This window comes from Streptomyces sp. NPDC017225 (assembly GCF_044331465.1).
GTDB lineage: Bacteria > Actinomycetota > Actinomycetes > Streptomycetales > Streptomycetaceae > Streptomyces.
Genome location: NZ_JBIRNE010000002.1, coordinates 407,667 through 429,764, shown reverse-complemented (window position 1 = coordinate 429,764; position 22,098 = coordinate 407,667). Strand labels below are relative to the sequence as shown.

Below are 22,098 nucleotides of genomic sequence, written 5' to 3'. Positions count from 1 at the left end.
CACGTCACGAAGGTCCCTCATGACAACAGCCCCAGCCGGCGCGCCGCAGCGCCGGGACACCGACCCTCGGCCCACGGACGAGCCCGCCGCACCGGGCCGCCGCCCGATGACCGCCAGCAGGCGCGCCAACCGCGCGGGCCTCGCGTTCGTCTCCCCCACCTTCCTCGTGGTCTTCGTGGTGGTCGTACTGCCCATCGCCTGGACCGTACTGCTGGCCTTCCAGAAGGCCGAGCTCGTCGACATCCAGGGCATGGGCCTGTTCGGCAACTGGTCCCTGGACAACTTCGCGCAGGTCTTCGACTCGGCCGGCTTCTGGTCCAGCCTGTGGACCACTCTGCTCTACACGGCGGGCTCCACGCTCGGCTCGGTCGTCCTCGGCCTGGTCGCCGCGCTCGCGCTACGCAAGCCGTTCAAGGGGCGCGGGCTGCTGCGCGCGGCGATGCTGCTGCCGTACGTCGCGCCCGTCGTCGCCGTGGCCTTCGTCTGGGAGGTCGCGCTCAGCCCGCAGTACGGCGTGGTCAACGACTGGGGCCGGCGGCTGTTCGGCTGGGACGACCCGATCGCCTTCCTGTCGACCCGGGAGTACGAGGTCCACCTGCTGGGTCTGCACTTCGACATCCCGCTGGCGCTGCTGACCGTCATCGTCTTCGAGTGCTGGCGCTACTTCCCCTTCGCGTTCCTGTTCATCCTGGCCCGGCTACAGGCGGTGCCCGACACTCTGGAGGAGGCCGCGCTGGTCGACGGCGCCACCCCCACCCAGCGTTTCCGGCACGTCATGCTGCCTCAGCTGATGCCCGTGGTCGCGCTGCTGTGCGTGCTGCGGTTCATCATGACGTTCAACAAGTTCGACGACGTCTACCTGCTCACCGGGGGCGGCGCGGGCACCGACGTGGCCGCCGTGCGCGTCTACGACTTCCTCACCGCCCGCTACGACGTGGGAGCCGCGGCCGCCCAGGCACTCGTCCTGGCCCTCTCGCTGATGATCCTGCTGGGCTTCTACTTCAAGTTCTTCGGCAACAAGGTCCAGGAGGAAGCGTGACGCGCAAGGCGGCCCTGAGCCGGGCCCGGTTCGAGGAGAGGTTCTTCGGCGTCGCACGCTGGTTCGTCATCGCGTTCCTCGCCGTGATCACCCTCCTGCCCTTCTACTACATGGTGCTGCTGTCGCTGAAGCCCATCGACGCGCTCCTGCTCGACCCGGGCTCCCTGTGGATCTCGGCGAAGGACTTCACTCTCGCCACCTACCAGGACGTACTGCGCTCCAGCGACGACGGCGGCCAGGGTTTCCTGAATTTCCTCGTCAACTCCGCGCTGGTCTCCCTCGGCACGGTGGTGCTGACCCTGGTGGCCGCCGTGCCCGGCGCGTACGCCGTCAGCCGGCTGAGGTTCTTCGGTCACCGTCAGGTCAGCGCCCTGTTCCTGGCCGTGTACATGTTCCCGGCGACGCTGCTGGCCGTCCCGCTCTTCGTCATCTTCGCGAAGATCGGGCTGTCCTCCAGCCTGGTCGGCCTGGCCATCGTCTACGTCGCCCAGACCGTGCCGGTGTCGATCTACATGCTGAAGAACTACCTCGTCACCATCCCGGCCTCCATCGAGGAGGCGGCGGCTCTCGACGGATGCTCGCGGCTGCAGACCGTCCGCAAGGTGATCCTGCCGCTGGCCCTGCCGTCCCTCATGGCGACCGGCCTGTACGTCTTCATGATCGCCTGGAACGAGTTCCTCTTCGCGCTGCTGTTCCTCGCCGCCGACCCCGGCCAGTGGACGGTCTCCCTCGGTCTGGCCCAGCTCTCCAACGGCATCGAGGTGCCCAAGACCGTACTCATGGCCGGTTCCGTGGTGCTGACCATCCCCGTGGTACTTCTGTTCTTCGCCGCCGAACGACTGCTCACCGAGGGTCTGACCAGCGGCGCCGACAAGAGTTGAGCCCTGGGGGACACCATGATGACGTCGAGTCAGGCCAGCGCGGGCGCGCTGCTGCAACTGATCCGCAGCGGCCGCGCCAACACCCGGGCCGACCTCCAGCAGGCCACCGGGCTGTCCCGGTCCACCGTCGGACAGCGCCTCGACCTGCTCAACCGCGCGGGGTGGCTGCGCCACACCACGGGTGCCTCCACCGGTGGCCGCCCGTCCCACCGGATCACCTTCGACCCGGGCCACGCCTCGGTCGTCGCCTTCGACCTGGAGACCCGGCACGCCCGCGCCGCCGTACTCGACCTCGCGGGCACCATCCTGGCCGAGCACACCGGGCCGATGGATGTCGGTGCGGGTCCCGACCACGTCCTGGACCGGCTGGCCGGATGGTTCCCGGACCTGATCGCGGCGGCCGGTGTCCCGGCGTCCCGGGTCGCGGGCATCGGGCTGTCCGTGCCCGGCCCGGTCGACTGGGAGTCCGGGCGGGTGATCGAGCCGCCCATCATGCCGGGCTGGGACCGCTATCCCATCCGCGAGCGCCTCCAGAAGGCGTACGCGATCCGGATGGGCCTGGCCCCGGAGGCCGAGGTCCCCCCGGTGCTCGTGGACAACGACGCCAACCTCATGGCGCTGGCCGAGCACCAGGCCAACCACCGTGACTGCGCGTCCTTCGTCCTGCTGAAGGTCTCCACCGGTATCGGCGCGGGTGTCGTCATCGGGGACAGTCTCTACCGCGGCATCGACGGCGGCGCCGGCGACATCGGGCACATCCGGCTGCACGACCGGTCGGACGCGCTGTGCATGTGCGGCTCGCACGGCTGCCTCGCGGCCGTCGCCAGTGGCCGGGCGATCGCCAAGGAGCTGTCCGCCCTCGGCCTGGACACCGCTTCCGGACGGGACGTCCGGCGCCTGCTCAACGAGGGGCATCCCGACGCCGTACGGCTGGCCCGGGAGGCCGGGCGGCGGGTGGGCGAAGTCCTGGTCACCGTCGTGACCCTGCTGAACCCCGGTGTGCTCATGATCGCCGGGGAACTCTCCGGGGTGCCCTTCCTGACCGGGGTGCGGGAGCTGGTCTACCAGCGCGCCATGCCCCGCGCCACGGCCGGCCTCCAGGTCGTCACCTCGCGGCTCGGCGACCACGCGGGGCTCGTCGGAGCGGCCGCCATGGTCGTGGAGCACCTCTACTCCCCCGCCGGCGCCGACGCCCGGCTCGACCGCCTGGCTCCTTGACCGCGACACCGCCGTCCCACCGGAAGACCCGTGAAGGGTTCCAGAAAGACAGGAACACCGTGACCGCATCCCCCGCCCCCTGGACCGACCGGCCCGTCGAGGTCGGGCTCGTCGGTGCCGGCCCCTGGGCCCGGGCCATGCACGCCCGCGTGCTGGCCGCCGGGCCGGAGACCCGGCTCGCCGCGGTCTGGGCCCGTCGTACGGAGGCCGCCCGCGAGACCGCCGCTCCCTACGCCGCCCATGTGGCCGCGGACTTCGACGAGTTGCTGGACCACTGCGAGGCCGTGGCCTTCGCCGTGCCGCCCGCGGTCCAGGCCGAACTGGCGCCATTGGCCGCCGGACGAGGCAAGGCCCTGCTGCTGGAGAAGCCGCTCGGTGCCGATCTGCCCGCGGCCCGCCGGGTGGCCGACGCGGTCGCCGAAGCCGGTGTCGTCTCCCAACTCGTGCTGACCAAGCGCTATCACCCGACGACGCGGGCCTTCCTTGAGGCCGCGCGCGCCTTCGACGTGGCCGGGGCCCGCTCGTGCTACCTCCACGGCGCCTTCCTGCAAGGCGACTTCGCCACCGGCTGGCGCCTCGAACACGGCGCCCTGCTCGACCTCGGCCCCCACCTGGTCGACCTGCTGGACGCCGCCGTCGGTCCCATCACCCGCATCCGGGCCACCGGCGACCCGCGCCGCTGGGTGGAGCTGACCTGCGAACACGAGAACGGGGCCGTGAGCCAGGCTTCGTTGTCCGGCTCGGTGGCCGTCCCCCGCGCGCTCACCCGCGTCGAGCTCTTCGGTCCCGGGCACCCGCTGGTCTACGACACGGCCGGCATCGACCACGAGGAGTGCTGGCCCATCCTGCGCCACGACTTCGCGACGGCCGTCCGCACCGGCACACCGACCGCGCTCGACGCACAGCGCGGCCTTCACCTGCAGAGCCTTCTGGACCAGAGCCTTCTGGACCGGGCGGCCCACGGCTGAGGCGGCGGGGCTCGGCCGGGCGCGCCGGTGCCGCGTCAGCGGGTGTCCGTCAGACCACCGGTGACGGCGATGACCTCACCGACGGTGAAACTGGAGTCCGCGTCGGAGGCCAGGTACACGTACGCGGGAGCCACCTCCTCCGGCTGGGCCACCCGCCCCATGGGAGCCGAGCTTCCCAGGTTCGTCAGATAGTCGTCGGGGAACCGCTGGCCCGCCAGGTTGAGCACCGTCCAGGTCGGCCCCGGGGAGACGATGTTGGCACGGACGCCGCGCTCGGCGAGGTGGGGGGCGATGGACTTGGTGAAGACGACCAGGGCCGCCTTCGAGGCGGCGTAGTCCATCATCATCTCGCTGCCCTTGAGCGCCTCCTCGGACGCGGTGGCGATGACGGCATCGCCGTGGGAGAGGTGCGGCAGGGCCGCCATCACCAGGTGGAAGTAGGCGTAGACGTTCGTCTTGAAGACCCGGTCGAAGTCCTCGGCGGTCAGGTCGGAGAGGCTGTTCTGGCTGTTGAGGTAGGCGGCGTTGCTGACCAGGACGTTCAGGCCGCCCAGCTCCGCGACGGTGCGTTCGACGACATCCGCGCAGAAGGCCGGTTCGCACAGGTCGCCCGGCAGCAGCAGACAGGCGCGGCCCTCCTTCTCGACCGCCTTGCGGGTGTCGTCGGCGTCCCTCTGCTCCTCGGGCAGGTAGACGATGGCGACGTCGGCCCCTTCGCGGGCGTAGAGGACAGCGACCGAACGGCCGATCCCCGAGTCTCCCCCGGTGATCAGCGCGACCTTCCCGGCGAGCTTTCCGGAGCCCCGGTAGTGGGGGGCGAGGTAGCGCGGGCGCACTTCCATCCGCTCTTCCAGCCCGGGGCGCCGCTGGCGCTGGAATCGGTAGGGCGGAGAGAGCTCCGCCTCCTCCTGGGGCATCGCCGGACGGTCGAGCGGTCCGCTCGCCGTTCCGTTCCTCTCCGCCATCCGGCCTCCAGACGATCGCACGCACGGTCGGCGCCACCGTCCGGCGGCGCCCGGCAATCGGATGTCCCGAGCTCAGGCACTCAAACAAGTCACGTCCGAGGCCGCGGGAGAGCAGAGCCGGTCGGGCAACGGCCCGGATGCCGCCGATCGCCGTCCTGGACACACGCGGGGTCGATGCCGGCCGGGGCGATGCGCGCCTCCGAGGAGGCTCCCCTTTCCGCGCCCCGGTCCGACAGGACCGCCGGCTTCCCTCCTGACCCTCCGTGGCCACCCGCCCTCTGCCGTCGCCCGGCTCTGCTCCGTCGCCAAGCCCCACCCCGCCGGTGGGTGTCGCTGTTTCGCTGTGCCCGACTGGGGCCACCCGGTCCCCGGCGTGCGGTGCCGTCGTTCCCGGCGTGGCGTGCGACCTGGATCCCGGCCGGCCGCACTTGGCGTTTCCTGTGAGTGAGGTGCCCCGGCCGCGGGCGGCCGGCGGGCGGTACGCTGCGGGAGCGCCGGATTCCCAGAGTTCTCCCAGAAGCTCCCAGGAACCGGTCGGCCCGGCCCGTCAGGATCTCGGCCATGACAAGGATCGACGTACAGGGACTGACCAAGCGGTACGGGCCCGACACCGTGGTGGACGACCTGTCGTTCACCGTGGAACCCGGGCAGGTGACCGGCTTCCTCGGCCCGAACGGCGCGGGCAAGTCCACCACCATGAAGATGATCATGGGTCTGGCAGCCCCCACCCGGGGTTCGGTCACCATCGGCGGTCGTGGCTACCGCGACCTTCCCGTACCGCTGACGGAGGTGGGCGCGCTGCTCGACGCCGGCGCCGTCCACGGCAGCCGGAAGGCGTACGACCATCTGCTGTCCCTCGCGGTGAGCAACGGCCTCTCCCGTGGCCAGGTCCGTGAGGTGCTCGCCCGGACCGGGCTGGAGGGTGTGGCCGGCAAGCGGGTCGGCGGGTTCTCGCTCGGTATGCGTCAGCGGCTCGGTATCGCTGCCACGCTGCTGGGCGACCCACAGGTGCTGATCTTCGACGAGCCGGTGAACGGACTGGACCCCGAAGGCATCCGCTGGATCCGGGCCTTCATGCGTTCCCTCGCCCGCGAGGGCCGGGCGGTACTGGTCTCCAGCCACCTGATGAGCGAGATGGCGCAGACCGCCGACCATCTGATCGTCATCGGCCGGGGCCGGATCATCGCCGACACCGGCATGAGCGAGTTCCTGCAGACCAACGGGGTGAGCAGCGTACTCGTCCGCACGCTCGAGCCCGGCGCGTTCGCACGACGACTGACCGCCGCCGGGGCCACCGTTCGGGACGGTCGCGAGTCCTCGCTCGTCGTCTCCGGCATGACCAGCGAGGACATCGGCAGACTCGCCGTCTACCACGGCGTCGCGCTCAGCGAACTCGCCCCGCAGCGCGCCTCCTTGGAGGACGTCTTCATGGAAATGACCAAGGACAGCCTCGAATACGAGGGGGCGACCGCAGCATGAGCGCGCCGACCACGTCCGGGGTGACCTTCGCCCACACCCTCCGCTCAGAGTGGATCAAACTCCGCAGCCTGCGCTCCACCTGGTACACACTGGTCTGCCTCTTCCTGGTCGGACTCGGCATCACGGCCGTGTCCATGAGGTCCGCCGGTCAGGAGTACAAGACCGCGACGGCCGCGGAACGGCAGACCTGGGATCCGACCAACCTCAGCCTGACGACGTACATCGTCGCCCAGTTGATCATCGGCGTGCTGGGCATCGTGGTCGTCACCTCCGAGTACGCGACCGGCCTGATGCAGACGTCGCTCACCGCCACGCCCCGCAGGCATCGGCTGCTGGCGGCCAAGGTGGTGCTGGCCGCGGCCGTCACCCTGGTGGCGGGTCAGGTGCTGATGTTCGCCGCCTTCCTCCTGGGACAGGCCCTCCTCACCACGCAGGAGGTGCCGTACGCACGGCTGGGCGACCCCGGTGTGCTCTCCGCCGTGGCGGGCGGCGGGCTCTATCTCTCGGCCATCGCACTGCTCGCCGTAGGTCTCGGCACGATCATGCGGGCCACGGCGGGAGCCCTCGCCACCCTGGTGGGGATCATCTTCCTGGTCCCCGGCATGGCCGGCCTCTTCCCTTCGGCGTTCCAGGGCCTGGTCGACTTCTGGCCCACCGCGGGCGCGGCGGCGGTCCTGACGACGGTCCCGAACCCCGACTTCCCGCACCCCTGGCTGAACCTGGGCGGAATGTGCCTGGGAGTGGCCGCCGTGCTGGTCTCCGCGTTCGTCGTCTTCCGACGCCGCGACGTGTGACGCCCGAGATGGCCGGGACGCCAGGGATGGCCGGGGTGAGTGGGACCGCGGCGCCACGAGGGTACGGGTTCCGCGGCCCGGCCTCCGTATCCTGGCCGGCATGGAACGGTCGGGTGGGACGGTGACGCCTCAAGGGGGTGCCGAGCAGCTGCTGGTGGTGGACGACGAGGCCACTGTCCGGGAGCTGCTCTGCGCGGCACTGCGTTTCGCCGGATTCCGGGTGGCCTCCGCGGCGACCGGCACCGATGCGGTCGCCGCGGCCACCGAGGAGCCCCCGGACCTGGTGCTGCTCGACGTCATGCTGCCGGACATGGACGGCTTCGAGGTGGTCCGGCGGCTGCGCGACCGGCGCCCGGCCGGTCGTGGCGGACCGGTGCCCGTCCTCTTCCTGACCGCCCGGGACCGGCAGGCGGACAAGGTCACCGGGCTCTCCCTCGGCGCCGACGACTACGTGACGAAGCCGTTCGACCTGGAGGAGCTGATCGCCCGCATCCGCGCGATCCTCCGCCGTACCACGGGCCTCCAGACCGATGTGCTGACGGTGGGCACGCTGACGCTCGACGCCGAGGGGCACCAGGTGACGCGGGCGGGGCTGCCCGTCCGTGTCTCCGCCACGGAGTTCCGGCTGCTGCGGTATCTGATGGAGAACGCCGGGCGTGTGGTGTCCAAGGCCCAGATCCTCGACCGGGTGTGGCGCTACGACTTCGGCGGGGACGCCAGCATCGTCGACACCTACATCTCGTATCTGCGCCGCAAGGTCGACACCGAGGAGCCGAAGCTCATCCACACCGTGCACGGTGTCGGCTACGTGATGCGGCAGCCCCGGCGATGAGGCGCCTGCTGAGCCGGTTCTCGCTGCGGGCCAGGCTGCTGCTGCTCACCACCGGGCTGCTGCTGACCGGACTGAGTCTGATCAGCGCGGCCGTCTCCGACCGCTTGCAGGACTATCAACTCGACCGGCTCGACAGCCAGTTGCGCTCGCTCACCGCGCTCATCCAGCGAGGTTCCGCCATCGGGCCGTCCGAAATCGAGGACCCCGCCGCCCGCCCCGAACTGCTCGGCCCCGGCCTCGACCTGCTCGGCGCCCCGTACCTGGTGTTCCTGGACGCGGACGGCGAGGTGACGCGACGCGTTCACACGCCGGGACTGGACAGCTCGTTCCTGCCGCCGTCCGACGAGCTGCGCACGGTCCCCACCGACGCCACGGCCGTCGATCTCCGGTCCGCGAGCGGCTCGGAACGCTGGCGGGCCGTCGCCCGGCCGACCGACGCGAGGGACGCAACGGTGGTCGCGGCGGCGCCGCTCGCGGAGGCCGACGCCACCATCGACCGGCTCCGCACCAGCAGCGTGATCAGCGGTGCCGTCCTGCTCGTGCTGCTGACGGGAGTCGGCTGGTTCGCGCTCGGCCGGGGCCTGGGTCCGTTGCGCCGCATCGAGCACACAGCGGCCGCGATCGCCGACGGGGACCTCGCCCGGCGCGTGCCCGGGCTCGCTCCGCCCGGTACGGAGATCGGCCACCTCGCGGCGTCGCTCAACACGATGCTCGGCCAGCTCGAGCGAGCCTTCGCCGACCGGGCCGCGTCCGAGGCGCGGATGCGTGCCTTCGTCGCGGACGTCAGTCACGAGCTGCGCACCCCGCTCTTCGGCATCAAGGGGACCACCGAGCTCTACCGGATGGGCGCGCTGCCGGAGCGGTCCGACGTCGACGAGGCGATGCACCGCATCCGGCGGGAGGCCACCCGGCTCACCGCCCTCACCGAGGACCTGCTGCTGCTCGCCCAGCTCGACGAGGCGCCCGAGGGACAGCTCGATCCGGCCCCGATGGACCTGCGCACTCTCGCGGGCGGCGCCCGCCACGACCTGCGCGCCCTCGACCCGTCCCGACCGGTGGAACTCACCGGGCCGGGAGGCGTCGGCCCGCCCGGCCCGGCCCCCGTCCACGCCGACGAGGCCCGGCTGCGGCAGGTCGTCACCAACCTGGTGGGGAACGCCGTCGCCCACACCCCGCCGGGAACACCGGTCAGGATCGGCGTCGGCACGGAGGGTGGTCGCGGCGTGCTCGAAGTGGCCGACGAAGGGCCGGGGCTGACGGCCGGGCAGGCGGATCGCGTGTTCGACCGCTTCTACCGGGCCGACCGTTCCCGGAGCCGCTCGGACGGCACCAACGCCGGGCTCGGTCTCGCCATCGCCCGTTCCCTCGCCCGGGCACACGGCGGCGACATCGAGTTGGAGACAGGGGTCGGCGAGGGCGCACGCTTCCGGCTGACACTCCCCCTGCCGGCCCAGGGCTGAGCCGGCAGGGGGCTGAGCCGGCTCGGAGCGTGCGGTCGGGCCACGGAACGGCTGTTCGGTCGACGACCTCGGTGGCCTCGACCTCGATCAGGTGCCCGGGCACGTCCGGCGCGGCGAAGCCGACGGGCGACGCCCGGTTCAGCGTCGCCGGCGGGCGGGGCTGCCGAAGACCGCCAGCCGCAGGACGACGAAGCGTACGACGGTGGCGGCGAGGGACGTGGCGGCGAGGACCCCGGTCTCGGCGGCGGGCGATGCGCCGGGCTCCGCGTGCTTGAACCACAGCACCGCACCGGACGTGAACAGATAGCCGAGCAGGAAGAGGCCACCGGCTCCCAGGTGGGCGCGGGCCGGCCCCGCGGCGGCGTGCCGGAACGTCAGCCGCCGGTTCGCTTCGGTGTTCAGCACCGTCAGCACCAGCAGGGAGACCAGGTTGGCGGCGGCCGGGGGCCACCACAGGCGCAGCGCCCAGTACAGCAGTGCCTGCCCGACGGTCGACACGATGCCGATCGCGACGAACCAGCCGACCTCCCGCGACCAGACCGTGCGCCGTGTGGAGGAGGCACGGAGCGGCTCGCAGGCGTCGGCAGCGGCCGACGACGCCTTCAGCCGAGCCACACGCCACGCTCCCACCCGGCCGACCGACCGATCGTCAACTGCTGGAATTCCGCGCAGCCTACTACGCCACCGTGAGACACTTTGCCTGGTCTTTGCCTTGTGGGAACCGCGCGGCTCCCGGGTGCGTTCATCCTGGTAGCCGCGAGGAATCGCGGCCGAGGGCCAAGACGGTCAAGACGGATACGCAGCAGCAACAGAAGCCGAGGTGGCACGAGTGGCGATGTGGGACAAGATCAAGGACCAGGCCAAGACCTTCCAGCAGTCCCAGGGCACTCGAGGAGCGAGCGGACCCGGGCAGGGACCGCAGGGACATCAGGGACCGCAGGGCCATCAGCCCCACCAGGGGGCCGGACAGCCGGGCTCGTCCTCCGGCGGCTCCAAGGCCCAGCTGATCGGGATGTTCAAGACCCAGCTCGCGTCGGTCAAGACCGAACTCAAGAGCGGCGCCTACCGGGACGCCAGTATGGCCATGTGCGCGCTGGTCGCCGCGGCCGACGGACAGGTGGAGCCGGCCGAGCGGCAGCGCGTGGAGGAGCTGATCGTTTCCAACGAGGTCCTGCAGAACTTCCCGGCGGACCAGCTCCGTCAGCGGTTCAACCAGCATGTGGACCGCCTCGTCGGCAACTTCGAGATGGGCAAGAGCGAGGCCCTGCAGGTGATCGCCAAGGCCGCCAAGAAGCCCGCGGAGGCCCGCGCGGTCATCCAGACCGGCATGGTCATCGCCGGGGCCGACGGCGTATTCGAGCCGTCCGAGCAGTACGCGATCCGCGAGGCGTGCACCGCCCTCGGTGTGTCCCCCTCGGAGTTCGGCGTCTGACCCCTGGCCCGTCCCACGGACGGAAACGCGCTTGACGGTCGTCGGCGCCGAGGGATCGGATGACGCCCATGAGTTCAGGGCAGCGGATGCATCCGGACCTCCACCCCCTCGACGACCGTCTCGTACGGCGCCTGGTCGCCGGGCAGTTCCCGCAGTGGACGGGGCTGCCCGTCGAGCGCTTCCCGTCCGGGGGCACGGTCAACGCGATGTACCGGCTGGGCGACGACATGGTCGTACGGCTGCCGCTGGTCAAGGGCGGGGCCGGGGACGTGCTGGCGGAGCGGAGGTGGCTGCCCCGCCTGTCGCCCCTGCTGCCCGCCACCGTCCCCGAGGTGCTCGGGGACGGTGAGCCCGCCGAGGGGTACCCGTGGCCGTGGTCGGTGTACCGGTGGCTGCCCGGAGAGCTCCCGGAGGCCGGAGCACTGACCGAGCCCGAGGCTCTGGCCCGTGATCTGGCCGGGTTCGTGACGGCGATGCGGGGCATCACTCTGCCGGACGCACCCGGTGCCCATCGCGGCGGACCGCTCGCCACGCTCGACGCGTCGACACGGGCCGCGATCGGCGAGTTGCGCGACCTCCCCCAGGAAGGCATCGACCGCGATGCCGTGACCGCCGTGTGGCAGGACGCCCTGCGGGCCCCGGACTGGGACGGACCGCCGGTCTGGCTCCATGCCGACCTGATGCCGGGCAACCTGTTGGTGGACGGCGGCAGACTGTCCTCGGTGATCGACTTCGGCTGCACGGGAGTGGGCGACCCGGCCTGCGATCTCTTCCCGGCGTGGAACCTGCTGCCGGCGGGTGCGCGGGAGGTCTTCCGGGAGGCGCTCGGCGTGGACGACGCGGCCTGGCGGCGTGGCCGGGGACGGACGCTCTCCCAGGCGCTGATCGCGCTGCCGTACTACCGGGAGACCAATCCCGCGATGGCCGGCAACGCCCGCCATGTGATCCGGGCGGTGCTGGCGGAGGAGGACTGAGCACCGCCCCCGCCCGCACGGCGCGGCACCCCGTCAGGCTAGCGGCGGAACCGGGCCCGCGCCCTCACCGGCGGCGACAGCCCCGCCCCAGCGCGCCGGCCGAAGGCGGGTACCGTCCGCTCAGCTGTCGTAGTCCACGGTCAGCTTCTCCGAGACCGGGTACGACTGGCAGGTCAGGACGTAGCCGGCCTCGACTTCCGCCGCTTCGAGGGCGTAGTTGCGGCGCATGTCGACCCTGCCGTCGGTCACCAGGGCGCGGCAGGTGCCGCAGACGCCGCCCTTGCAGGCGAAGGGCAGGTCGGGCCGGGTCTGCTGGGCTCCGTCGAGGACGGACCGATCCCGGGAGAGGGCGGAGGTCGTGGAGCGGCCGTCCAGGGTGATGACGACCTCGCTGACGGGACCCCGCGGGCCGGCCTCCTCGTGGTGGACCTCGCGCACCGGCTCGTCCTCTGCGTGGAACAGCTCCCGGTGGACGCGGCCCGCCGGGACGCCGAGGCCGGTCAGCACCTGCTGGGCGTCGGCGACCATGCCCTGCGGGCCGCACAGCCACCAGTGGTCAGCGCTCTCCACGTCCACCAGGGAGGCGAGGAGCGCCGAGAGCCGTGCGGCGTCCAGGCGGCCGGAGAGCACCTCCGCCTCGCGGGGTTCGCGGGAGAGCACGTGGGCCAGGTGGAAACGGGCCGGGTGGAGGTCCTTCAGGTCGGCCAGTTCGTCGGCGAACATCACCGTGTCGGTGCGGCGGTTGCCGTAGAACAGGGTGACGGCCGAGCGGTCGTCGGCCGCCAGCACCGACTCCGCGATGGACACCATGGGCGTGATGCCCGAGCCGGCGGCGATCAGCACGTGGTGGCCGGGGGTGGTCAGGTCGGGTGTGAAGAGGCCGGTGGGGGCCATCACCTCGACGGTGTCGCCCGGACGCACCTCGTTCACCAGCCACGACGAGAAGACACCGCCCGGCACCACCCGGACACCGATGCGCGGGTCCGTGCCGGCCGGTGCGCAGATCGAGTACGAGCGGCGCTCGTCGCGGCCGTCGATCTCGCGCCGCAGGGTGAGCGACTGCCCCGGGGCGAAGGCGAACTCCTCGGCCAGTTCGTCCGGGATCTCGAAGCTCACGGCCGCCGCGTCCGCGCACAGCCGCCGCACGGCGGCGACACGCAGTCGGTGGAAGGCGGGGCGGCGGCGAACGCGCGCCGGCGCCGGGCCGGAGGCGGTCGCCGAGGCGGGGGCGGTCGGGGCCATCAGATCTCCTTGACGTACTCGAACGGCTCGCGGCAGGCCCGGCAGCGCCACAGCGCCTTGCAGGACGTGGCGGCGAAGCGGGAGGTCTCCTCGGTGTCCGCCGAGCCGCACCGGGGGCAGGGGACCGCGGGCCGGACGGGTGACAGGACGAGGGAGACCGGGCCGCGGGGCGCGGCGCCGGGCGGGGCGATACCGTGCTCGGCGAGCTTGCGGCGGCCGGCCTCGGTGATCCAGTCGCTGGTCCAGGGCGGGTCGAGGACGGTACGGATCTCCACGCGCGCGTATCCCGCGTCCCGCAGGCGTGCGGCGACGCCCGCCCGCATCTCGGCCATGGCCGGACACCCCGAGTAGGTGGGAGTGAGGCTCGCCACCACGGTGCCGTCCCCGGTCACCTCGACGCCGCGCAGTACGCCGAGGTCGGCGAGGGTCAGCATGGGCAGCTCGGGGTCGGGCACCCGCTCGGCGACGTGCCGGGCGCGGCGGACGTCCAGGAGTGCGGGGCCGTCGGTCACCATGTCGCCTCCGGGTGGGCGCGGGCGACGCCCTGCAACTCCGCGAGGAGCGGCGCCAGATGTTCGGTGTGCTCGCCGGCGCGGCCGCAGCCGGGCAGCGGGCGGTACACCGGCAGGGGCAGTCCGGCCGCCTCGGTGACCTGACGCAGGACGTCGGCGACCTCGTCCCGGACGTCGTACGCCGTGTGCAGTTCGCCGAGGTACGGGGCGACCTGTTCCAGAGCCGTGCGCGTCCTGCGGTGCGACTCGTCCGTGCCGTCGCCGAGCCGCACGGCCCACTCGGCGGCGTACTGCCGGTGGTACGTCAACTCCTTGACGCCCTTGGCCGCGACCGCCGCGAGGACGGGGTCGGGGTGGGCCTCGAGACTCTGGAAGTGGGCCAGTCGCCAGCTGGAGAGCACCAGCAGCCGCACGATCGCGAACGCGAAGTCACCGCCGGGCAGTTCGGCCAGGGTCACGTTGCGGAAGTCGCCGGCGTCCCGGAAGTAGGCGTAGGCGTCCTCGTCGCGGCCGGTGCCGTCGACCTGGCCGGCGCGCGCGTAGAGCAGGCGGGCCTGGCCGAGGAGGTCGAGGCCGATGTTGGCCAGCGCCACCTCCTCCTCCAGCTCCGGCGCGCGCGTGACCCACTCGGCGAGCCGCTGCGCCGAGACCAGGGCGTCGTCGGCGAGCGCCACGCAGTCCGCGGCCAGCTCGCCGGCGTCGACTCCCTCGGGCACGGTGGTGTCGACGCCGTGCAGCGGGTCCTCGAAGCCGGTGCCGTAGGCCCAGCGGGTGTCGTCCTCGTGTCCCTCGGCCAGGGTCAGGTAGACGTGGTCGTCACTCATGCCCTGCTCCTAGATGTGGGGGACGTCGTCGGGGATGTCGTAGAAGGTGGGGTGGCGGTAGACCTTGTCGGCGCTGGGCGCGAAGAAGGGGTCCTTCTCGTCGCGGGTGGAGGCGGCGATGTGCTCGGAGCGCACGACCCAGATGCTCACGCCCTCGTTGCGCCGGGTGTAGAGGTCGCGGGCGTGGGTGAGGGCCATCGTGTCGTCGGCGGCGTGCAGCGAGCCGACGTGGACGTGGTTGAGGCCGCGCTTGCCGCGCACGAACACCTCGTACAGCGGCCAGCCCCGCTTGTCGGCGCTCATGCCGCCGCTCCCTTCTGCGTGCGGGCCGCCTGCTTGGCCGCGTGGGCGGTGGCCGCCTCGCGCACCCAGGCGCCCTCCTCGTGGGCGGTCCGCCGCCGCCGGATCCGCTGCTCGTTGCACGGGCCGTCGCCCTTGATGACGCGCGTCAGCTCGTCCCAGTCGGGGGTGCCGAAGTCGTGGTGCCCCGTCTCCTCGTTCCAGCGCAGCTGGGGGTCGGGCAGGGTGACGCCGAGCTTCTCGGCCTGCGGGACGGTCATGTCGACGAAGCGGCGGCGCAGTTCGTCGTTGCTGTGCCGCTTGATCTTCCAGGCCATCGACCGCGCCGAGTTGGGCGAGGCGTCGTCGGGCGGGCCGAACATCATCAGGGACGGCCACCACCAGCGGTTCACCGCGTCCTGGACCATCTCCCGCTGGGCGTCGGTGCCGCGCATCATCGTCATCAGCAGCTCGTAGCCCTGCCGCTGGTGGAAGGACTCCTCCTTGCAGATGCGCACCATCGCGCGCGCGTACGGCCCGTACGAGCTGCGGCACAGCGGTACCTGGTTGCAGATCGCGGCGCCGTCCACGAACCAGCCGATCACGCCGACGTCGGCGAAGCTCGGGGTCGGGTAGTTGAAGATCGACGAGTACTTCTGGCGCCCCTCGATCAGCCGCTCGGTGAGGTCGTCGCGGTCCGCGCCGAGCGTCTCGGCCGCCGAGTACAGGTACAGCCCGTGGCCGGCCTCGTCCTGGACCTTGGCGAACAGGATCGCCTTGCGGCGCAGCGACGGCGCCCGGGTGATCCACTCGCCCTCCGGCTGCATGCCGATGATCTCCGAGTGGGCGTGCTGGGCGATCTGCCGGATCAGCGTCTTCCGGTAGCCGTCCGGCATCCAGTCGCGCGGTTCGACGCGCTGGTCGCGCGCGATCGTCGCGTCGAAGTGCTCCTGCAGCCCGTCCGGGGGCGGCGCCTCGGCGGCGTGTGTCGTGGTCATCGTCACCAGCTTCCCAACCGACCATTCGTTCGGTATCAGTGTGACGCGTTTCCCGGTGCCGGGCAAGACCCGTACGCACACCGGCCACACTCTTGACACGGCGACCGGACGACTGGATTACTGGGCCCTGCCATGCGCTGACCGAATGATCGGTCGGGAAGACGAGGTGGTGGGAGCACGTGGTGGGAAGGGTGTCGCAGGCCGCTGGGCCGACGTCCACGGAGGTGATGCTCGCCGCGGACGAGGCGTCCCGGCGGCTGGGCATCGAGCTGGTCGAGCACGGCGAGGGAAGCGCCGTACTCCGTATGACCGTGACTCCGGCGATGGTGAACGGCCACCGGATCGCCCACGGCGGCTACCTGTTCCTGCTCGCCGACACCGCCTTCGCCTGCGCCTGCAACAGCCACGGCCCGGTGACCGTGGCGGCGGGCGCCGACATCGTCTTCGTCGCGCCGGCCCGCGAGGGCGACGTGCTCGTGGCGAGCGCCGAGGAACGCGCCCGGTTCGGCCGCAGCGGCGTCTACGACGTGACCGTGCGGCGCGCCGGAGAGGTGATCGCGGAGTTCCGCGGACGCAGCCGCGGCGTGCGGGACACTACGGCGCGCGAGACGCCGGGCACGACGACGAAGGAGTCGCGATGAGCAGCGAGCCGACGACCGGGACGTCCCCGGCACCCCGCCGCGGGGAGCCCCAGCCCCACGACCTGCTGGACGACGCCGAGCGGCTGTCCCGTGAGCAGCTCCAAGAACTCCAGCTCGACCGGCTGCGCACGACGCTGCGGCACGCCTACGAGAACGTGGAGCTGTACCGCGGGAAGTTCGACGCCGCCGGAGTGACGCCCGACGACTGCCGAAGCCTGGCGGACCTGGCCCGGTTCCCCTTCACCACCAAGGCCGACCTGCGGGACACCTACCCCTTCGGCATGTTCGCCGTCCCGATGGCCGACGTGCGGCGGGTGCACGCCTCCAGCGGCACCACCGGCCGTGCCACGGTCGTCGGTTACACGGACAACGACCTGTCGATGTGGGCGGACGTCATCGCCCGCTCCATCCGGGCGGCGGGCGGCCGGCCGGGCCACAAGGTGCACATCTCCTACGGCTACGGGCTGTTCACCGGAGGCCTCGGCGCGCACTACGGCGCCGAACGCGCCGGGTGCACGGTGATCCCGGCGTCCGGCGGCATGACGGCGCGGCAGGTGCAGATCATCCAGGACTTCCGGCCCGAGATCATCATGGTCACCCCGTCCTACATGCTCACCCTGCTCGACGAGTTCGAGCGGCAGGGCGTCGATCCGCGTACCACGTCACTGGAGGTCGGCATCTTCGGTGCCGAGCCGTGGACCGAGGAGATGCGCCGCGAGATCGAGGAGCGCATGGACATCCACGCCGTCGACATATACGGGCTGTCCGAGGTGATCGGCCCCGGCGTGGCACAGGAGTGTGCCGAGACCAAGGACGGGCTGCACGTGTGGGAGGACCACTTCTACCCGGAGGTGGTCGACCCGCTCACGGACGCCGTGCTCGCCGAGGGCGAGGAGGGCGAGGTGGTCTTCACCTCGCTCACCAAGGAGGCGCTCCCGGTGATCCGGTACCGCACGCGCGATTTGTCGCGGCTGCTGCCAGGCACCGCACGGCCCGCATTCCGCCGGATGCGGAAGGTCACCGGCCGCTGCGACGACATGATCATCCTGCGCGGGGTGAACGTCTTCCCCACCCAGATCGAGGAGATCGTGCTGCGCACGCCCGGCGTCGCCCCGCACTTCCAGATCCGGCTCACCGAGCGCGGCCGGATGGACCACATGACCGTGCGCGTCGAGGCCCGCCCGGGCACCGGTCCCGAGCAGCGCGAGGCCGCCGCCAGGGCGATCGGCCAGGGCGTCAAGGACGGCGTGGGCGTCACCGTGGAGGTGGAGATCGTCGACCCGGAGACCCTGGAGCGCTCGCTCGGCAAGCTCCGCCGGGTCAGGGATCTGCGCCGGGCATGACCTTCGTCCCGCAGCGGGGCGAAACGTGAGCACCGACACGTCTGTTCACCTCTCGTGCTGGTGTGCGCGGTGATGCGGATGGGCAGTGAATGCATGATCGGGGGAGATTGAGTACGTCCTGGGGGTAAATCCCGTGCGTGTGTGTGTGATCGGTGCAGGTCTGTCGGGGCTGGCGGTGGCCCACGCCCTCAAGGAGCGGGGCATCGGGTTCGTCTGCCTGGAGAGGGCTCCCGACGTGGGCGGGATCTGGCGTCAGCCGGAGGCCGGCGAGCGGGGCCCCGGGTACCTGTCGCTGCATCTCAACACCGCCAAGCAGCTGACCGGTTACGCCGGCTTCCCGATGCCGGACTCGTACCCGCTCTACCCCCGGCACAGCCAGTTCGCCGCCTATCTGCGGTCCTTCGCCGAATGGGCGGGCATACGGGAGAACGTCGAGCTGCGGACCGAGGTCGTGTCCGTGGGGCAGGACGCGGACGGCATGTGGACCGTCGTCAGCCGGGACGCGGACGGCGCGACGACGTCGCGGCGGTTCGAGCGGGTGATCGTCGCGTCGGGACACCACACCGACCCCGCGCTGCCCGACACGCTCCCGGCGGGTTCCGAGTCCTTCACCGGAAGGATCCTGCACTCCCTCGACTACCGGGACGGCGGTGACTTCGCCGGTCGGCGCGTCGTCGTGGTGGGTCTCGGCGCCTCGGCGGTGGACATCGCCGCGGACCTGTCGCGGCACGCCGCCGAGACCGTCCTCTCGGTGCGCCGGGGCCTGCACATCGTGCCCAAGCAGCTGTACGGGAAGTCGCTCGACGAGATCGCCGAAGCGCCCTGGTGGAACGAGATGTCCTTCGCCGAGCGGCGCAAGTGGGCCGAGGAGGCCCTGCTCGTCGCTCGCGGCAGGCTGGCGGACTACGGCCTGCCGGAGCCCGACCATCCGCTCTTCTCCTCCGCCACGACCCTCTCGGACGAGATCCTCAGCCGGATCCGGCACGGCGCGGTGACGCCGAAGCCCGCGATCGCCTCCTTCGACGGCGACCGGGTCGTGTTCACCGACGGCACCCGGGTGGCGGCGGACGCCGTCGTGTACTGCACCGGCTTCCACATGACCTTCCCGTTCCTGCCCGCCGGCTGTCCGGTGGCGGCGGACGGCTCGGTCGAGCTGTACAGACGGGTCGTCCCGGCCGACCGGCCGGGCCTGTACTTCGTCGGGCTCGTCCGGCCCGTGGGCGCGATCACCCGGCTGGTGGAGGCCCAGGCTCGGTGGGTGGCGGGGATCATCGACGGGGAGGCCGAGCTGCCCGCGGTGGACGGGATGCGCGAGGAGATCGGCACGTACCTGGCCGGCATCGTCCAGCGCTACGGCCGTACGCAGGGCGCCTCGATCCAGGTGGACGTCGGCCCGTATCTGGCGGAGTTCCGGGAGTCGCTGCCCGTGTGACCGCCCGCCGGGCGCCGTTGCCCGCGTCCGGCCACCATGTTCGCGACCAGGGCTCCCGGTGCGTTCCACCGGGAGCCCTGCGGTGTCCGGACCGTCCACTCAGCGCACCGCCACCGGATGCCGGACGGCCTCCACGGCCGGCGGCCTGACCGCGTACGCCTCCGAGGAGAGATAGGCCGTCACCCGTGGCGGGTGGTCCTGCTGATGGGCCAGCGCCAGGTAGGCGATCAGCCCCACGCCGTCCTCGGGCCGCCGCTCGGTGACGGCGGCCAGGGCACGGCCGAGGGCCGAGGGGTCCATGCCGTGGTGGCGCATCACCCGCTCACCCCGTGCGAGGGCCTCTCCGTCGTGCCGGGCGTAGTCCCTGACCGGGATGTGCAGAGTGAAGCCGCTCGGCCGCGCCGCGGCGGTGTCGGTGAAGGAGTGGCAGGACAGCCCCGGCCGCCTGCTGAGCCCCGTCACGTCGGGGCCGAGGCCCGCCGCCGCGCGGTAGAAGCCCTCGATCCCCGCGGGCCCCGGGCCCGGTTCCATGCGGGACAACCGCCCGGCCTGACCGGCCGTGAGGTTGTCGTGGCGCACGTAGACCTTCGCGCGGGGTTCCTCCCAGTCCCCCAGGTCCAGGGCCAGGAACGGGTATCCGACGCCCTGGGGCAGGTTGGCGAAGGCTCGCCGGTGGCCCAGCCGGTGCAGCGCCTCGCGCACCGTCGCGGCGGAACGGTCCGCCCCGTTCGCGGCCGGGTTGAGGTAGACCTTGACCTTGGGCACACCGCCGGGCCTCAGTTCCAGGGCGCACCACAGGGCCAGGGGGCCTTGCGGTGCGGGCGGCAGGAAGAGGTCCCGCAGGTCGTCGAGCGGGCCGGTGGAGAAGTGCCAGCGCCGCGCCATCGCCCTGATCGCCTCGAGTCCGACGCGGCCGTTGTGGGCCAGGCTGTCTGCGCCGCAGCCCGGTTCCAGGAGCACCCGCAGGGCGGGAGCCGCGTCCGGCTGGAAGGAGAGGGAGAACTCGACGGGGGTGTGGTCGTCGGACAGGAAGGTGCGGGCGGGCGGCGGCAGGTTCAGCGGTCGCCCGGCCACCGGGCCCAGGGTGTCCGTCAGGACCCGGGCGTAGGTCTCGGCGTCGGCCCCGGACAGGCCGGCGACCGCGCCGAGTCTTCGCAACTGACCGCCCGTGAAGGCTCCGAGCGTCGGTGTGCCTCCCGGACCGGCGCCCGTCACTCTGGCGGTCACCGGCCCGGCCCCCGCCGTAGCCGCACAAAGTGATACCCGCCTGGGGAGGCGGGTATCGGGGGGTGCGGCGGCGGGTAAGCGGCGTTCGTGGATATCTGGTCCACGACACCTCCTTTTACTCGTAAGCAACTTGAATGCTGCGTTGCTCACTACCCGTGCCGTTGGATCTTCATGCGGGAGGGGCAGGTGTGAAGGGTGTTACGCACGTCACCTGGTGAGCCAGTTGAGGAACTGGCTCCACATGCCGCTGCGTTCGGCCGGGCGGGCCGGGTTCGCCGCCTTCTCCCGGGCGGCTGCCCCGACGCCCGTCTCCGGGTCGCCGCGCCGTCCGGACCGCACCGGCGTGAAGCGGGCCGGGAGGGTGGCCAGGGCCCGGTTGAAAGGACCCGGACGCCACGTCAGGCTGTCCTCCGGGACGGCGAGTTCCACGTCGGGCAGCTCGTTGAACAGGTGCTCGACGGCGGTGACCGTGATGTGCCGGGCCGGTTCCTTGGACGGGCAGGCGTGCGGACCCGCGCTCCAGGCCAGGTGCGCGCGGTTGCTGCCCGCCTGGCGCGACGCCCTGAGGGCCGGCCCGGTGTTGGCCGCGGCGAAGCTGACCAGCACCAGATCGCCCGCACGCAGGTGCTGTCCGGCCAGTTCCGTGTCGGCGGCCGGGTAGTGCGGCGCGTAGTTCGACATGGGAGGGTTCTCCCACAGTGTGTCGTCGAGGGCCTCGTCGATCAGGCCGCCCTCACGGGCGTACCGCTCGTGGGTGAGCAGCCGGTGCAGGGTGTTGCCGATGAGGTTGCGCAGCGGTTCGGCGCCCGCGCCCAGCAGCAGCGCGAGCTGGTGGACCATCTCCTCGTCGGTCAGCCGGGCCTCGTGCTGCATCAGCCAGGAGGTGACGTCGTCGCCGGGCTTGCTCCGCTTGAGCGCGACCAGCTCCTCCACCGCCTGGAACAGCACGGCGGTGGCCTTGTCGGCGTTGACTCCGTCGAACATGCCGGAGATGCCGAACAGCACCCGGTCGCCGATGTCGGCGGGGCAGCCGAAGAGTTCGTTGAACACGAACAGCGGCAGCTGCCTGGCGTAGTCGCCGAGCAGGTCGGCAGAGCCGCGGCCGCCGAACTGGGAGATGAGGTAGCCGGAGATCTGCTCGGTGCTCCGGCTCAGCCGGCGGCTGTCCACCCGCGCCATGCTGTCGGTGACCGCCTGCCGCAGGCGCAGGTGGTCGGCGCCGTCGGCGAACATGCAGTTGGGCCGGTAGGCCAGCAGCGGCGCGACGGGGCTGTCCGGGCCCACCTTGCCCTCGTTGAAGGCCCGCCAGCGACGCGCGTCCTTGCGGAAGGAACCGGAGTCCTGCAGCAGCTGGAGCGCGGCGGCGTAGTCCGTGACCAGCGTCGCCTCGACCCCGGGGGCCAGTTCGACGGGTGCCGCGGCGCCGTAGTGGCGCAGGTACTCGTAGTACGCCTGCGGGTGGGCGGCGAACTCCGGCCCGTGCAGCGGCACCCGGGCGCCGGAGCCGTGGGCCGGGCACCCGGGCGGCGGCACCGGGGCGGTGTCGTGGGCGTTCATG

General features: G+C 72.0%; 22 protein-coding genes. 13 read left to right on the top strand and 9 right to left on the bottom strand.

Annotated features, from left to right (window positions below; all coding sequences use genetic code 11):
- Positions 1–19 precede the first annotated feature (19 nt).
- Genes ACH4NX_RS05680 through ACH4NX_RS05665 form a run of 4 tightly spaced genes read left to right on the top strand, consistent with a single transcriptional unit; the run spans position 20 to position 4,106 of the window.
- A complete protein-coding gene (locus ACH4NX_RS05680) occupies positions 20–1,039 on the top strand; it encodes a sugar ABC transporter permease (RefSeq protein ID WP_351391186.1) in 1,020 nt (339 codons plus the stop codon).
- The gene (locus ACH4NX_RS05675; protein ID WP_351391189.1) at positions 1,036–1,920 is read left to right on the top strand and encodes a carbohydrate ABC transporter permease; all 885 of its coding nucleotides are present in this window, start codon (positions 1,036–1,038) and stop codon (positions 1,918–1,920) included. Before ACH4NX_RS05680 ends, ACH4NX_RS05675 begins: the two co-directional genes overlap by 4 nt.
- A gap of 18 nt (positions 1,921–1,938) precedes the next feature.
- Entirely contained in the window at positions 1,939–3,138 is a 1,200-nt protein-coding gene (locus ACH4NX_RS05670) for an ROK family protein (protein WP_351391353.1), read from the top strand.
- Positions 3,139–3,197: 59 nt separating this feature from the next.
- Complete coding sequence (locus tag ACH4NX_RS05665) at positions 3,198–4,106, top strand: Gfo/Idh/MocA family oxidoreductase (protein WP_351391192.1); 909 nt, start codon at positions 3,198–3,200, stop codon at positions 4,104–4,106.
- A 35-nt stretch (positions 4,107–4,141) separates the two neighbouring features.
- Here the strand turns inward: ACH4NX_RS05665 and ACH4NX_RS05660 are convergent, their stop codons facing one another.
- Positions 4,142–5,071, bottom strand: coding sequence for an SDR family oxidoreductase (locus tag ACH4NX_RS05660; protein ID WP_398126902.1), 930 nt, complete (start codon positions 5,069–5,071; stop codon positions 4,142–4,144).
- A 561-nt stretch (positions 5,072–5,632) separates the two neighbouring features.
- Between ACH4NX_RS05660 and ACH4NX_RS05655 the strand changes: the two genes are divergently transcribed.
- The 4 genes from ACH4NX_RS05655 (at position 5,633) to ACH4NX_RS05640 (ending at position 9,636) form a co-directional block, all read left to right on the top strand.
- Positions 5,633–6,550, top strand: coding sequence for an ABC transporter ATP-binding protein (locus tag ACH4NX_RS05655; RefSeq protein ID WP_398126903.1), 918 nt, complete (start codon positions 5,633–5,635; stop codon positions 6,548–6,550).
- Positions 6,547–7,344, top strand: coding sequence for an ABC transporter permease (locus ACH4NX_RS05650; protein ID WP_398126904.1), 798 nt, complete (start codon positions 6,547–6,549; stop codon positions 7,342–7,344). The genes ACH4NX_RS05655 and ACH4NX_RS05650 overlap by 4 nt, the downstream gene beginning before the upstream one ends.
- Before the next feature lie 100 nt (positions 7,345–7,444).
- Positions 7,445–8,176 carry a response regulator transcription factor gene (locus tag ACH4NX_RS05645; protein ID WP_398126905.1) on the top strand — a complete coding sequence of 244 codons (732 nt, stop codon included), beginning with the start codon at positions 7,445–7,447 and terminating at the stop codon, positions 8,174–8,176.
- Positions 8,173–9,636: a HAMP domain-containing sensor histidine kinase gene (locus tag ACH4NX_RS05640; RefSeq protein ID WP_351391202.1), complete on the top strand. Its 1,464-nt coding sequence runs from the start codon at positions 8,173–8,175 to the stop codon at positions 9,634–9,636. Before ACH4NX_RS05645 ends, ACH4NX_RS05640 begins: the two co-directional genes overlap by 4 nt.
- 138 nt (positions 9,637–9,774) lie before the next feature.
- Here the strand turns inward: ACH4NX_RS05640 and ACH4NX_RS05635 are convergent, their stop codons facing one another.
- Positions 9,775–10,251, bottom strand: a complete 477-nt coding sequence (locus ACH4NX_RS05635; protein ID WP_398126906.1) for a GtrA family protein — start codon at positions 10,249–10,251, stop codon at positions 9,775–9,777.
- A 214-nt stretch (positions 10,252–10,465) separates the two neighbouring features.
- Between ACH4NX_RS05635 and ACH4NX_RS05630 the strand changes: the two genes are divergently transcribed.
- Both ACH4NX_RS05630 and ACH4NX_RS05625 read left to right on the top strand, forming a co-directional pair.
- Positions 10,466–11,068 carry a TerB family tellurite resistance protein gene (locus ACH4NX_RS05630; protein ID WP_351391359.1) on the top strand — a complete coding sequence of 201 codons (603 nt, stop codon included), beginning with the start codon at positions 10,466–10,468 and terminating at the stop codon, positions 11,066–11,068.
- A gap of 68 nt (positions 11,069–11,136) precedes the next feature.
- Positions 11,137–12,042 (top strand): aminoglycoside phosphotransferase family protein, encoded by a 906-nt coding sequence (locus ACH4NX_RS05625; RefSeq protein WP_398126907.1) that lies wholly within the window; start codon positions 11,137–11,139, stop codon positions 12,040–12,042.
- Positions 12,043–12,162: 120 nt separating this feature from the next.
- Here the strand turns inward: ACH4NX_RS05625 and paaE are convergent, their stop codons facing one another.
- The 5 genes from paaE to paaA are packed head-to-tail and all read right to left on the bottom strand — an operon-like array spanning position 12,163 to position 15,897.
- Positions 12,163–13,284 (bottom strand): 1,2-phenylacetyl-CoA epoxidase subunit PaaE, encoded by a 1,122-nt coding sequence (gene paaE, locus ACH4NX_RS05620; protein WP_398126908.1) that lies wholly within the window; start codon positions 13,282–13,284, stop codon positions 12,163–12,165.
- Complete coding sequence (paaD, locus tag ACH4NX_RS05615) at positions 13,284–13,799, bottom strand: 1,2-phenylacetyl-CoA epoxidase subunit PaaD (protein ID WP_351391211.1); 516 nt, start codon at positions 13,797–13,799, stop codon at positions 13,284–13,286. Before paaD ends, paaE begins: the two co-directional genes overlap by 1 nt.
- Positions 13,793–14,620, bottom strand: coding sequence for a 1,2-phenylacetyl-CoA epoxidase subunit PaaC (gene paaC / locus ACH4NX_RS05610; protein WP_351391214.1), 828 nt, complete (start codon positions 14,618–14,620; stop codon positions 13,793–13,795). Before paaC ends, paaD begins: the two co-directional genes overlap by 7 nt.
- 9 nt (positions 14,621–14,629) lie before the next feature.
- On the bottom strand, positions 14,630–14,923 hold the full coding sequence (gene paaB, locus ACH4NX_RS05605) for a 1,2-phenylacetyl-CoA epoxidase subunit PaaB (protein WP_351391217.1): 294 nt from the start codon (positions 14,921–14,923) through the stop codon (positions 14,630–14,632).
- Positions 14,920–15,897 (bottom strand): 1,2-phenylacetyl-CoA epoxidase subunit PaaA, encoded by a 978-nt coding sequence (gene paaA / locus ACH4NX_RS05600; protein ID WP_351391219.1) that lies wholly within the window; start codon positions 15,895–15,897, stop codon positions 14,920–14,922. The genes paaB and paaA overlap by 4 nt, the downstream gene beginning before the upstream one ends.
- Positions 15,898–16,124: 227 nt before the next feature.
- Here paaA and paaI point away from each other — a divergent pair, with 227 nt between their 5' ends.
- From paaI to ACH4NX_RS05585, 3 genes are all read left to right on the top strand, one after another.
- Positions 16,125–16,538, top strand: coding sequence for a hydroxyphenylacetyl-CoA thioesterase PaaI (paaI, locus tag ACH4NX_RS05595; RefSeq protein WP_398127166.1), 414 nt, complete (start codon positions 16,125–16,127; stop codon positions 16,536–16,538).
- Positions 16,535–17,881 (top strand): phenylacetate--CoA ligase PaaK, encoded by a 1,347-nt coding sequence (paaK, locus tag ACH4NX_RS05590; protein WP_398126909.1) that lies wholly within the window; start codon positions 16,535–16,537, stop codon positions 17,879–17,881. Before paaI ends, paaK begins: the two co-directional genes overlap by 4 nt.
- 133 nt (positions 17,882–18,014) lie before the next feature.
- Complete coding sequence (locus tag ACH4NX_RS05585) at positions 18,015–19,313, top strand: NAD(P)-binding domain-containing protein (protein WP_351391224.1); 1,299 nt, start codon at positions 18,015–18,017, stop codon at positions 19,311–19,313.
- Positions 19,314–19,412: 99 nt separating this feature from the next.
- On the opposite strand, the gene ACH4NX_RS05580 is transcribed toward ACH4NX_RS05585, so the two are convergent.
- Both ACH4NX_RS05580 and ACH4NX_RS05575 read right to left on the bottom strand, forming a co-directional pair.
- On the bottom strand, positions 19,413–20,540 hold the full coding sequence (locus ACH4NX_RS05580; protein ID WP_351391227.1) for a tryptophan dimethylallyltransferase family protein: 1,128 nt from the start codon (positions 20,538–20,540) through the stop codon (positions 19,413–19,415).
- Positions 20,541–20,747: 207 nt separating this feature from the next.
- Positions 20,748–22,097, bottom strand: coding sequence for a cytochrome P450 (locus ACH4NX_RS05575; RefSeq protein WP_351391230.1), 1,350 nt, complete (start codon positions 22,095–22,097; stop codon positions 20,748–20,750).
- Between the last annotated feature and the right edge of the window lies 1 nt (position 22,098).

Coding starts and splice junctions, on each gene's coding strand:
- ACH4NX_RS05680 (WP_351391186.1), top strand. CDS start 20: ATGACAACAGCCCCAGCCGGCGCGCCGCAGCGCCGGGACACCGACCCT.
- ACH4NX_RS05670 (WP_351391353.1), top strand. CDS start 1,939: ATGACGTCGAGTCAGGCCAGCGCGGGCGCGCTGCTGCAACTGATCCGC.
- ACH4NX_RS05660 (WP_398126902.1), bottom strand. CDS start 5,071: ATGGCGGAGAGGAACGGAACGGCGAGCGGACCGCTCGACCGTCCGGCG.
- ACH4NX_RS05655 (WP_398126903.1), top strand. CDS start 5,633: ATGACAAGGATCGACGTACAGGGACTGACCAAGCGGTACGGGCCCGAC.
- ACH4NX_RS05650 (WP_398126904.1), top strand. CDS start 6,547: ATGAGCGCGCCGACCACGTCCGGGGTGACCTTCGCCCACACCCTCCGC.
- ACH4NX_RS05645 (WP_398126905.1), top strand. CDS start 7,445: ATGGAACGGTCGGGTGGGACGGTGACGCCTCAAGGGGGTGCCGAGCAG.
- ACH4NX_RS05640 (WP_351391202.1), top strand. CDS start 8,173: ATGAGGCGCCTGCTGAGCCGGTTCTCGCTGCGGGCCAGGCTGCTGCTG.
- ACH4NX_RS05625 (WP_398126907.1), top strand. CDS start 11,137: ATGAGTTCAGGGCAGCGGATGCATCCGGACCTCCACCCCCTCGACGAC.
- paaE (WP_398126908.1), bottom strand. CDS start 13,284: ATGGCCCCGACCGCCCCCGCCTCGGCGACCGCCTCCGGCCCGGCGCCG.
- paaD (WP_351391211.1), bottom strand. CDS start 13,799: ATGGTGACCGACGGCCCCGCACTCCTGGACGTCCGCCGCGCCCGGCAC.
- paaC (WP_351391214.1), bottom strand. CDS start 14,620: ATGAGTGACGACCACGTCTACCTGACCCTGGCCGAGGGACACGAGGAC.
- paaB (WP_351391217.1), bottom strand. CDS start 14,923: ATGAGCGCCGACAAGCGGGGCTGGCCGCTGTACGAGGTGTTCGTGCGC.
- paaA (WP_351391219.1), bottom strand. CDS start 15,897: ATGACCACGACACACGCCGCCGAGGCGCCGCCCCCGGACGGGCTGCAG.
- paaI (WP_398127166.1), top strand. CDS start 16,125: ATGCTCGCCGCGGACGAGGCGTCCCGGCGGCTGGGCATCGAGCTGGTC.
- paaK (WP_398126909.1), top strand. CDS start 16,535: ATGAGCAGCGAGCCGACGACCGGGACGTCCCCGGCACCCCGCCGCGGG.
- ACH4NX_RS05575 (WP_351391230.1), bottom strand. CDS start 22,097: ATGAACGCCCACGACACCGCCCCGGTGCCGCCGCCCGGGTGCCCGGCC.